The sequence below is a fragment of the Sphingomonas endolithica genome (assembly GCF_025231525.1).
GTDB classification, from domain to species: Bacteria; Pseudomonadota; Alphaproteobacteria; order Sphingomonadales; family Sphingomonadaceae; genus Sphingomonas; species Sphingomonas endolithica.
Genome location: NZ_CP103057.1, coordinates 2535341 through 2547500 on the forward strand (window position 1 = coordinate 2535341; position 12160 = coordinate 2547500).

Here is a 12160-nt window from a genome sequence, read left to right on the forward strand (position 1 = left end):
AATAGTTGGCGCTGGGTCTGCGCGTCCGGCGCGGCCGCACCACGAGAACAGGCCATGCAACTCCCCCTGGCGCGATGCCCGCACCGCAACTTGTTAGCTCGCGAGATATAGGTGCGCGATTCGCGATGCGAAGCAGCGACGGTCGCCGCCCATCGACGCAGACTAGCCGATCAACGCGCGAAGGGCTACGCGCTCGGCATCGTTCGGCGCGCATGACAAGTCACGTATCCGGGCTGAATGGTTTGACTGATGCGCCCCGAGCCGATGGAAGTCTACGACGATGTGCAGTGCCGGGTTCAAGCGACGCCGCGGCCACCCCATCTACTAATCTACCGCAGTAAGTTCCAGAGTCTGGACTGGGATCTCATGAGGTTCTATTTGCCACTATATTCCTGATTTCTTCGTTATCGTCCCCAGATAGGATAGCGACGTGCTCCAAGATCCGCTCATTGCTCAGATAAACTGTACGAAGAACTTCGAGCCCGGCCCGCCGCCATTTGGCATCTGCGTCGCCAAGCAACGCTTCGAAAATACCGACCTGCTCAGAACTAAAGGGTGGTTCGGATTCCAGCACGCTGGCCACGATCCTAGGTGGCAGAGCGCGCGTCCTGACCGCAACGGATATGGCGTGGCGTAGCGATGATGATGTGGCAACTGCAGCAATAACGTGCTCGCTGGCGACGCTTCTGACGTCGGAGCGCGTGTCGGACAAGGCTGCCCACAGGCGATCTTCGCCGAGAGCATCGTTTGCAATCAGAAGGTTCAGCAGAGTTGCACGCGGACTCGGCGGGATGACGCCGTCGCGGGTGCCGGTTTCGAGACCGGTCCAGCGGTCATAGCCCTCCAGCAGCACGGCAGATGCTATCGGCTGTCCGCGCTGCGCAAGCGCTTCGGCGAGATTTGCCGCGGCTTCGGCGACGCGGTCGTGTGAACTTGCGAGTCCGGCGCGAATGGCGGCGTCAACCGCGGGCGACTGGTCGACCGCACCGGCCTGCAGCCCTCGAAACAGGTGCTCGGCACCGCTGGGGAGTGGGCCTGACAGGCGGTCCAGGATCATGGCGTTCGCCACGTCGACCGGTTGCTGCTCGCGCACGACCGCTGTCGCTGCCCAGAGCGACGAACCGTTGCCATCGAGCAATGCGCGCGATTGTACCGGTGACGCGCGCGCGGCTGCCAGGATGTTGCCGGCCAGGTAGGCCAGCCATTCCGAGCCGTGGTTCATCGCCGCTACCAGCATGGCGCGATCCGGCACCAGCGTGGCCGCCTTTGCCCAGTCCGGGTCGGGGATGTCGACGGCTGGCAGATCGAAACCAAAGGTGTCGATGCGATCGTCTGTCTCGATCCGCCGGATCACCGCTGCGGCTTCGGCGCCCAGCGCCTGCGAATCGATCGCCGATGCGTGGGCGGCGGCCTGCACGATCGTGCGTAACGCGACGGGGTCGAACGGCCGGTTCCATTTGTAGATGTCATAGGCAGGCACTTCGCCAAAGTTCGACAGGGCGTAGAGTGCGCCGAACTGCGGCAGCCGTGGCGGAATGCCGGCGTCCGCCGGCTCGCCGCCTGCCGTGATCGCACCTTCCGCAAGAACGCGGAGCGCCTTCTTTGAAGCGTTCCGCCACGCATCATCAGGCTTCATCAGGTCGAAGATCGATTTGGAGGTCGAACGCTCCCACGGCAGCTTGACCGGTTCGCCGCCGCCCCGGACGCGCAGCAGCGCCTCGACCCTGCTCCGGAAACCCCAGCTGCCCAGTGCCTGATGGACAAGCTGCGTTTCCACGAACGACTTAAGGTTCGCCGCGGGCTGGGCGTCGAGTGCTGCCAGCGCGATCCGTTCGATCAGGTCACGGTCCTTTCGACCCCCGAGCTGGAGGCCGCCAAGCAGCGAGGTGCGAACGCACCAGCTGATCGTCGGCAGAAGTGCGTCCAGCCGCGCTGCCATCTCGGCGGCATCCTGCTCGTTTGGTCCGGCCACCGCCAGGCATGCCCAGGCGACCAGCTGGACCGCAGGCTGCGCATGATCCCGGCGGGCCGACGCTGTCGGCGCGAGGATCGCCGAGCGGGCCTCCGCGAGATTGGCCAGCGCCTCGCCGATGTCGAAACGGTCCGGAACCTTTTCCTCGATCATGGCGAAGGCGAGTTCGGCAAGCCGGCGGATCTGCTCGTCGCTGACCGCAGCGTCCCGGTCTGCCGCCAGTGCCAGGGCACGCTCCATCTGGCCGGCATGGCCGGCAGCGCGGCGATCGACGAACAGCCGCGCAATCTCATCGCTGAGGCCCAGTCCACCGGCAAATCCGACGACCTCGTGCCAGTCGGAATCGTCGACCAGACGATCCAGTTCGTGCGTGCGCTCAGCGTCCGCCATCGCCATCAGATGGCGGGCGGCGGTGAATTCGGTGAAGCTCTTGTGAACGAAGGTCCAGTACGCGACCCCGCCGTGATGGAGGCGCTCGATGATGCCGAGCTGTTCCCAGTAGCCGAGCGTCGGCTCGACGATTTCGACCGCCGCCAGTGGCGTGCGACCGAGCGCCGGGCCGAGCAGGGCGCCGAGCTGCTCCACGAGGCGTTCGACCGATACCAGCGGATCCTGCATCAGCAGCCAGCCGAGACAATCCAGCACACGTGTCGCGATCGCGCCTGCGACGGGTCGGGGTGTCATGCTGCCGCCGCTCGCTTCGAACAAGCCGACCAGTTCGGCATACAGGCGCGGACGGGTGTCGGGGAGTTCGCCCCTGGCGTGGATCACTGCGGCGGCCATGCCCAGCAGCAGCGGACTGGTGCTGATCGTCTCGGCCGCCTGCGAACGGGCCAGTTCCCGCCTTGCGCGCCTGAAGACCTTGTCGGCGTCGGCGCTCTCGCCCTGCGCTGCCGCGAGCAGCTTGCCGAGATTGACCGCGCCATGATCCTTGTCGGGAGCAAGGAGCCGATAATGCTGCCACTCCGCCAGCGCCGATGTCGTGTAGCCGATCGGTCTGGTCGTCACGATCACCCGCGCCGCGCGATGGCCAAGCGCGAATGCGCCCAAGGCGCGCGCAACCGCATCGTGCGCGGTGCCGCAGTCATCGAGTCCGTCGGCCAAAACGACGAGGTCCGTCAGCGCCGCGCGGTCGAACTGCTCAGGCGTCATGCCCGAGCCGGCGAGCGCCTGCTGGCGAAGCGCCTGATCGAAGCCCGTCCCGCCGGTCATTGCCGCGGCAACCGGTTTCAACTTCACGGTCAGCACCGGGAGGCCGTCGGCGGCATAGCGGGCGGCGAGTAGCGTCATCAACGTCGACTTGCCGAGGCCGGGTCCCGCCACGACCACGGCCTGCCGCCTGAACCGGCCGGTCCATTCGGCGTCGAAGATCGCAGCGTCGCGATCGAGCGAGCCGGACGCGCCGTGATAGCGCGCGAGGGCGGTTGCCGCGTCTTCCGCCTCCGGCTGGTCGATCGTGGTGCCAAGAGTGCGCATCTCCAGCAGCGCGTCGAGCGGAAGCGGCCGTCGGATCGTCGGGAGCGTGAAGCCGCGGTTGGTGCTGGCGACCCAGTCGGCCAGCTTCTTGGAGACGGAGGCCGGAAACTGCGCGTCCCGGATTGCAATGCCCGCCCTGCCGAGAACCTCTAGCAGGTGCGGGACCGTCCAGCGCCCGCGATGCTCGATCCTAAGCACCGCGTCCTGATACAGAGCGTTCCATGCAGCATCGGCATCGCCGTCATCGGCGCAGACCGACCGCAGGACCTCCTTCGCCGCGCGGATGTCGGCGCCGTCTGCCTCGAGGGCGTGGACCACCCGAACGGTCATGCGCCGGCACGCCGCCGCCCAGTCGCCGCCGATCGCCTTGAGGCGGCGATGCAGTTCCTTACCGATGTCGGTCAGGTGATCGCTGCGCCCCTGGGCCAGACGCTGAAGGTCCTTTGCCAGATCTTCGCGCACAGTGCCGCTGGAATCGGGCGCGACCGCCAGCACACCGTAGTCGAGGCGATTATCCCGCACGGCCACGACCATCGCTTCGAGCGATGTCCACAGCGCCTTCCCGCGGTTCAGGCCCTTCTTGGCCTGGACCTCCGCATTCTGCCCGGTTGCAAGTTCGAGCCGCACGTCATCGCCCGCACCCTCGCTCTCGGCCCAGACGGCGACAGGCACGTCGCTGACCGGCAGCCAACCGATTGCCGAGCCCCGCAGCATGTGGGCGCCGGCGGTCGCCGTCACCGCGGCCTGAAAGTTGATCCCGCCACCTGCGGCGGTGCCGCCACCCGGCTTTTTAGCACGGATCGTTGCCGACGCGGCGGGCGCGGACTTTCTAATCATGGGCTTCTTGGGCGGCGAAGACATCGATCCGGCTATAGCAATTTGATAGTCATTGGGCAGGGCGACGAAACTCTTGCAGATCCAGCGTCCGCTTAGACGCCTTTGAGCCCCGAAAGCCGTCAAACCGCAATGGGCCATTTGCGGTCGTCGCCGCGAGGGGCGCAGCTGACGGCTGCTATGGGCCGGTTGCAGACCGGCAGCTTGAGGGTGCTATTTCGTCCGAAGTGGGCGTTAGAACCATGGCGTCACTAACGGCTCACCCGGTCCAGAGGCCTGCGAGGTGAACCGGGTCGGCCCGCATACCCGCCACAATGGCCGCAATTGCGCCGCTGCGAAGAAGCGTTGCGGCATTATCCAGTGGCGCGGTTTGCCTAAAGCGGCCAGAATATCGGCGAAGATGCTGGCCGTTTGCAGGGACAGCCCATTACAGAGGGCGGGGAGGGACACGAGCGCACGGATGGTGGAAATTACCGATCAGTTCGGCGGCCGCGTCAACACCATCTCGATCGACCTCAACCTTACTGTCGAATCGAAGCTGCATGTCTGCCTAGCGCAGCTTCCTAAGCCGTTGATCGCCTCGATCACAGCGGACGTCAGCCGCCCGGTGGCTCTTGCCGCAGCTGTCCAACTATTGGCCGGGGGCGGCGGGCATAACGGCGCGGCACTCAACGAAATGGCGCCGGGCAACGAGGCGGTGTTGGTCGTCTTTCCGGAATTCGCGTTCGGTTCGCCCGATTGGGAGGCGCTCGATGCCGCAATCCGTGCATCCGCACGGCCACTGATCGTCATCGCTGGCTTTGGTGCGACGGCGGGCGGCTGGATTCTCGATTGGGCGGCGGCGGCAACCGGTGGCGGTCGAACCCTGCGCCGCTTGGCTTGGGACCAGGAGGGCGCCGGGGCCAATGGCATTGCCCGGCTCCGCCGCGTCAATGGCGGCTGGTGCTGGGTGCATGTGCCTGGCGAGACCCATTGCATTACCTATCTCAAGACGGTCGCTGAGCAGAATGTCGAGGCAGTGGAACTGCCCGATCTTCAGTTTGGGCGCTGGGTCACCCATCTGCGCTTCAACGATATCGACCTGTTTCCGCTTATCTGCGCCGACATGCTACAATTACCGGGCGATCATCCCGACAGCGCCCAGGCGCGCATCGGCGAGGCGCTGCAAGGCATAGCCGGCGACCGGCCGGCAATGGTGGTCGGATCGCTGCTGCAGCATGGCTACAATATCAACTGGGTGCGCGCGATCGACTCACTGCTGGTGCATGTGCTCGCCGGGCGGCCAGGGCTGGTGGCGCTTGCCAATGTCGCCGACGACAAGGTTCGTGCCAGCGAAGCCGAAGACCAATGGCGCAGCCTGACCGGTGTCTTCGGCAAATGGGATGAGCTCACCAAGGGCCAAGCAAATTTGCCCTGCGGCCGCCGGGTCAATACCGCCGGGGTTGTTGGTGCAGTCATTCGCCAGTGCGATCCGATGGTAACCAGCGGCGTTGCCGATTGGGGGCCTTATGGTCCGGTCGATGGCAAGTTCGTCTGGCACACCGAGATGCTCTGTCCGATTGACGTTACCGGATTGGCGGTGCCGCTGGCCTTGCCGCCACTGCCCCATGCCTGTGAGATCGCCCGCTTCCTGCGCCGCTATCCGGGCGATCCCGCTTGGTCGCCACGGCTAGGCGCCGGGAACGCTGCGATCGCCGCCCATCTCACAGACGGCGGTCCGCCCCAGGCGGCGCAGATTCTGAGCGCGCTGTTGCACGGACCGGGTCCTGGGGCCACCGATCCCGACGCACTGCATGAGGTGGCGCAGCAACAGGCCGCTGAATTTGGCTTCCATGCGTTGGCGACGCTGGCAACGCTCGAAGGCACCGCGTGGCAAGGCGATGCGGCGAGGCAGGGACAATTGCGTCAAGATCAATCCGGCCGGCACCTGCTGGTCTGGCGCGACGCGCGCAAGACCAAGGCGCAGATGCGCGCGGTGTTGAGTGTCTGGCAACAGCAAGGCGACGGACATCCCGATCTGGTGGTCCTTGCGCAATCCCGGTTCGGCGACATTGACGAAGGCGTCGTGGCCGAAGCCCGGCGCGACGATTTCAGCTCTGCGCCGGTAGCGGCGGCCGGGGCCGGAGGCGGCCTGGCCCCGCGACCGGCCGATTACACCGCGCCGCGCGGACGGCGGCGCTTGGCAGTGGTCAGTCTTGCCCATGTCGCCTCGGTCTATGCCGATTATCAGCCAGGGGTCGATGACGCACCGTTGGTCAATGCGTTACAGGCGCGGATCGGCGCGGCATTGCCGTGAGCGGGACCGGCAACCCTCCCGATATCGGCACTTGCGTCGACGCGCTCGAGCTATTGTGCGCGCGGGTGGCGATGACGCGCGAGGCGCAATTGCCAAGATTGGCGGATACCGCGGAAGTGCCTGCCGGTGCGGCTCTGTGGTCGAGCAGCTATGCCAAGCTCCTACTCTGGCCGGTTGCCTCGAACGAGGGTGAAGTGATCGCGCGGGCGACCGATGAAGGCGAGGGCTGGCTCGACGCCCTGCTGTCCCAAGCAGAGCAATCGCCGGCGATACCGCTGGATGGATATCTGGTGCTGGCGCTGCCCACCGCACCGGCGCCGGAGGCCGATGAGGAGATTCGCAAGGTCGAATTGTCTGCCAGCATTTGCCGCAAGCATCTCGTCTGGCCGTCCTCTGCCGAAGCATTGGCAGCTGGTGCCGGCCCTTGGGCACGGGTCGCGGATGTGACCATGCTTGGCTTGCCCGATGCCATTACTGCCGCTGGCGACGGCCTCTATTGGCCGGCGATCGGCGATCGTGCCGAGGCGCTGTGGCAAGAGCTTCAGGGCAAGGGCGCGCCTGCGGTGGCGTTGGCCGATGCCGAGGCGCCGATACCGACAGGGAAACCAGCATGACTGGAGTGCGGATCTCCACAATGCGCGTCGAAGCTTTTCGCGGCATCGGCGACGCCGCCGCGTTCGATTTCACCTCACCCTTGACCCTGGTGTTCGCCGCCAATGGCACCGGCAAGACGACGATGTGCGAAGCTGCCGAATGGCTATTGACCGGCCAGGTCGAGCGGTTGCGCGACAAGGGCCATTTCGACCAGGCCGTGCTGTTTCCAAAATTCTCGCGGTCGGACCAAGCGCCGGTGGTCGATGCCGACTTGCATGTGCGCGGTACGGCCCGGCGGCTACAACGCGTGGTCACCGGCACCGAGACGCAAGCGCGGATGTCGGGCGATGACGGAGCTTTGGGGCCGATTGTTGGCCTTAACGACATGCTCGGGCGGCTTGCGCCCGCCGCCGCTGCCGAGGATGCTCATCACTTGCGCGCGATCCCGCTGCGGCAGGGCTGGCTGCGCGGCACGCGGTTCCTGTCCGCCGAGGCGTTGGCGACGCTGGTCGATTCGGACGACAATACCATACAGCGGCGCAAGGACGTCTTTGCCGATCTGCTCGGTATTCGGCATCTGCTCGAAGCGGAGAAGCTCGCCGAGCGCTATATCGCTGAAATCGGCAGCCGCGAGCGGCTGCTTGCCCAGACCATAGCCGGGCGTGACGAAGAGATTGTCCGCCTGACCGTTGAACTGGAGAGCATGCCGACGACCACGGTTTCCGCCGCAGCCGAGGTCGCCAGTGCCGAGCAGCGCCTCGGCTTGGTGTCAGCCGGCGACTCGCAAGGTTCGCTGGGCGCGCGGATCGAAGCGCTCGACCTTGAGCGTCACCGCCGTCAGCATATTCTCGTGACGCGCCGCGACGCGAGCGAAGCCTCGGCAACGCGCTGGCCCGAGCGTGACCGGCTCGGCACAACGATTGCGGAACTCGAAGCGGCACACCCGCCGCTGGCCGAAAAGGTCGCGGGAATCGTCGAACAGGGCCAGGCAGCCGGCGCCGCCGTCGCTGCCGCCACTGTCCGCTGCGATGGCCTCAAGGCTGATTTGCGCATGCTCGAGGCTGCGCGCACCAGGCTGGTGCAGTTGGTACCTGCCTTTTACCGGGCGCTTTCCGGACTGCCTGAGGCCAGCACATTGCCTGGCACGATGAGCGTCGCGCAGTTGCTCAATCTCCTGCCGCAAGCGAGCCAAGACAGCGATGCCATTGCTGTTCTTCAGGCCGATGCCGGCGCGGCGCTTGTCGAAGAGCGCGATGCTGGCGATACCGATCAGCGCATTGCGCTGTTGCGGACGCAGCTCGCCCATGCACGCAGGTTCGTGCCAAGCGAAGAGGCGCTCGCTCGTCTGCGTGAGGAGGCGAACCGCCTTGACGGTGAAGCGCAACGCGCCAAGCAGCTCCACGAAGCGACGGCGGGCCCCCTTGCCCGGCTGCAAACTGCCGGACGCGAGTTGGTCGGACATCAGCATAGCAGCGGCGCCAGCGCGTGCCCTTTGTGCAGCCATGACTGGAAGAGCGCCGACGCTTTGCGCGACGCGGTCAATGCGACGCTGGCGATCGTGCCGGAAGTTGAAAGACTTGCCCAGCAAGCCGCTGCAGCAAGCAGTGAAGCGGCGCGGCTGGCCCGCACGCGGCTTGAGGACGCGCAGCGCCGATCCGCTCAGGTCGAGCTGTTGCGGAGCGAACTCATCGGCCTCGAACACGCCGCCGAAGCGCGCAAGCCCCGGCTGGCGCGGCTGGGAGTTGGCGACACCGACCGCGTCGCGGCGTTGGAGCGATTGGCGCTAGCCTTGCCGGCGGCAGCGGCCCTGTCGGCGTTGTTGCGCGAGCGGGATCGTGTCTCGACGGCGTTGCCGGGGGCCGGTGCGCCGATAATCGGCACGAGCGCAACCTTGGGCACGCTCGAAGCCGAGATTGACGGGCCGATTCGCGAGCGTGAGGTGGTTGTCCGCGATGCGCTCGCCGCTGCGGATAAGGACCTCGCCGAGCAAAGCGACAGGCGCGATGCACTCCGCAAAGACCATGCCGTTGCCGCCGAGGCCGTGCGCGCCAACCGCGATGCCTTTGCCCAGCACCAGGGCGAGCTCGAGAAATTGCGCCAGCTTTGGCAAACCGCGGCACCGGACACTGAGTGGACGAAAGCCAATCTCGCCGTGGCTCGCGATTGGGCACAGGGCGAGCAAAAGCTGTTGGAGGATATCGCTTCGCGGACGGTCGCCGCCCAAGCCGCCTGGACCGCCGAAGCACGCCGTACTCGGCTGGAAGGGTTGCGGCGTGAGGTCGAGCCGATGCGCGAGCGCCTCGGCTATATCGGCGCGCGCGTCGCCGCTGCCAGGGAGGCCAGCGGCGCCTTTCACGACAGCTATGTCCAGGTCAGCGGCCGGCAGATCAACGATCTCGGCCGGGCGGTGAATCCGCTGTTTGCGCGCATGCACGCCAACCGCGTCTTCGACCGCATCAAGCTTGGCCAGGTCGACGATCCCTTGCGGTGGCTGGCCGATGCCGGTGGTCAGGAGCTCAATCCCGGCAAGGATTTCAGCCAGGGACAGCGCCAGGATCTGGCGCTGGCGCTATTCCTGGCGCGGGCGCGAAGCCTGGGTGGCACATTCTTCCTCGACGAGCCTGTCACCCATCTCGACGATCTCAATCGCGTCGGCCTGCTCGACATCTTCCGGGCGACGGTGCTCGAGAACAGCATGTCGCTAAACCTAGTCGTCACCACCGCCAGCAAGCCCCTGGCGCGCCACTTGATTGAAAAGTTCAGCCGGGTCGGATTGGTCGAGACGCCCAGCGGCCCCGCCGCGCCGCTGCGGGTTATCGAACTCGATGGCAACGGTCGGACAGGTGTTCGACTGCAGACGGTGTATTGAGAGGGGAAGTCTCGGCTACCGCCGGCTGATCAAGAAGCGGCCCTAAATCTCATTTGAGCGAGCGTTGAACGGCACGTAAGAGGCGGAGATCCGCCATTACTTCCCCTTTGCTCACCGCGCCCCCGGCAGTGCTATTGATGTGACGCAGTATGACAAGAGACCTCGCCAGCCTTTATACCGCAACAGCTCGCATCGGCCGGAAAATGAACGACCGCTTTCGAGGTCGAGGGTCAATCGGCTGAGTGACCGGTTTCAGGGCGCATAGCCGCCGCCCCGAACCGGCTGAACGAAGGGCCGCTCTTACGGCTGGCCGCCCGATAGCGGACAGGCAGCTTCCCAGCCAGGATCCACAAGGCAGTTGGTACGGGGCGCTCACTTGGGCTGGCACGTGCTCGTGGCTCAGATACGCTCAGCTACGCGCCAGCTTGCTACCTGGTTGATACCTGCGGCGCCTAATCTGATCTGCCCCAGACGCAAAAATCCCGCTAAGTCTTTCGACCTGCGGGCTGTGTTTGGTTGCGGGGACAGGATTTGAACCTGTGACCTTCAGGTTATGAGCCTGACGAGCTACCGGGCTGCTCCACCCCGCGACGGTCCTGTTGGGGACATAGGGTAGGTGACATGTGAATGGGTTCTTGGATCCGTGTTTGCTTGTATCACCGGCTTCAATGCCTGGCGGCGACCTACTCTTCCGTTGCTTGAGCAACAGTACCATTGGCGCAGTCAGGTTTCACGGCCGAGTTCGGGATGGGATCGGGTGGGGCACTGACGCTATAACCACCAAGCAATAAAGCCGGTGAGACAGGCCCGCCGGCGTTACCCGGCGGGTTCCCTTGCGGGAGCAAATTCAGGTTCAAGGGTCCCATCAAAGTAATACTTTGATGGGCTCCCTAATCGATGCACGTTCAGCTGTGAAGCTTTGGGTGTAGTTTATCAGGCGTGAGCTTCATCATCCGCACGATCTTCCAACTTGCTGGGGTGTTACCCAGTGTTGTCGTTGATGGTGGGACTCTCAAGCGCAAATAGAGCAATTAGTATCGGTTAGCTCCATGCGTTACCGCACTTCTACATCCGATCTATCAACGTCGTGGTCTCCGACGGCTCTATGAAATCTTATCTCGAGGGAGGCTTCCCGCTTAGATGCTTTCAGCGGTTATCCCGTCCATACATAGCTACCCTGCTGCGCTCTTGGCAGAACGACAGGTACACCAGAGGTATGTTCAACCCGGTCCTCTCGTACTAGGGTCAACTCCTCTCAAATTTCGACGCCCACGGCAGATAGGGACCAAACTGTCTCGCGACGTTCTGAACCCAGCTCACGTACCACTTTAATTGGCGAACAGCCAAACCCTTGGGACCTGCTCCAGCCCCAGGATGTGATGAGCCGACATCGAGGTGCCAAACAACCCCGTCGATATGAGCTCTTGGGGGTTATCAGCCTGTTATCCCCGGCGTACCTTTTATCCGTTGAGCGATGGCCCTTCCACGAGGGACCACCGGATCACTATGACCGACTTTCGTCTCTGCTCGACTTGTCAGTCTCGCAGTCAGGCGGGCTTATGCCATTGCACTCTAACAGACGGTTTCCAACCGTCCTGAGCCCACCATCGCGCGCCTCCGTTACTCTTTAGGAGGCGACCGCCCCAGTCAAACTACCCGCCACAGAGGGTCCCCGATCCAGTTTCATGGATCTGGGTTAGACATCAGAAAACAACAGGGTGGTATTTCACCTATGGCTCCACGCCAGCTGGCGCCGACGCTTCATAGCCTCCCACCTATGCTACACAGTTCTTTCCTAATGCCACTCTGAAGCTGCAGTAAAGGTGCACGGGGTCTTTCCGTCTAACCGCGGGTACTCCGCATCTTCACGGAGAATTCAATTTCGCTGAGCATGTCCTGGAGACAGTGGGGAAGTCGTTACGCCATTCGTGCAGGTCGGAACTTACCCGACAAGGAATTTCGCTACCTTAGGACCGTTATAGTTACGGCCGCCGTTTACCTGGGCTTCATTTCGCAGCTTGCACCACTCCACTTAACCTTCAGGCACCGGGCAGGCGTCAGGCCCTATACGTCGTCTTGAAGCCGACTTAGCAGAGCCCTGTGTTTTTGCTAAACAGTC

At 64.4% G+C, this 12160-nt stretch carries 4 protein-coding genes, 1 tRNA gene and 2 rRNA genes (1 of these 7 only partly in view); 3 read left to right on the plus strand and 4 right to left on the minus strand.

The window, feature by feature from the left end:
• Positions 1-364: 364 nt before the first annotated feature.
• Positions 365-4285 carry an NACHT domain-containing protein gene (locus NV382_RS11905; protein WP_260596967.1) on the minus strand — a complete coding sequence of 1307 codons (3921 nt, stop codon included), beginning with the start codon at positions 4283-4285 and terminating at the stop codon, positions 365-367.
• Positions 4286-4742: 457 nt separating this feature from the next.
• Between NV382_RS11905 and NV382_RS11910 the strand changes: the two genes are divergently transcribed.
• Genes NV382_RS11910 through NV382_RS11920 form a run of 3 tightly spaced genes read left to right on the plus strand, consistent with a single transcriptional unit; the run spans position 4743 to position 10041 of the window.
• Positions 4743-6578, plus strand: coding sequence for an ABC-three component system protein (locus tag NV382_RS11910; protein ID WP_260596968.1), 1836 nt, complete (start codon positions 4743-4745; stop codon positions 6576-6578).
• Entirely contained in the window at positions 6575-7192 is a 618-nt protein-coding gene (locus NV382_RS11915; protein ID WP_260596969.1) for a hypothetical protein, read from the plus strand. Before NV382_RS11910 ends, NV382_RS11915 begins: the two co-directional genes overlap by 4 nt.
• A gap of 20 nt (positions 7193-7212) precedes the next feature.
• Positions 7213-10041: an AAA family ATPase gene (locus NV382_RS11920; protein ID WP_260596970.1), complete on the plus strand. Its 2829-nt coding sequence runs from the start codon at positions 7213-7215 to the stop codon at positions 10039-10041.
• Between the two features lie 513 nt (positions 10042-10554).
• Here the strand turns inward: NV382_RS11920 and NV382_RS11925 are convergent.
• From NV382_RS11925 to NV382_RS11935, 3 genes are all read right to left on the minus strand, one after another.
• Positions 10555-10631: transfer RNA gene (locus tag NV382_RS11925), tRNA-Met, on the minus strand.
• A gap of 80 nt (positions 10632-10711) precedes the next feature.
• Positions 10712-10826 (minus strand): 5S ribosomal RNA (gene rrf, locus NV382_RS11930).
• Positions 10827-11052: 226 nt separating this feature from the next.
• Positions 11053-12160, minus strand: a 23S ribosomal RNA gene (locus NV382_RS11935); it runs 1684 nt beyond the window's last position.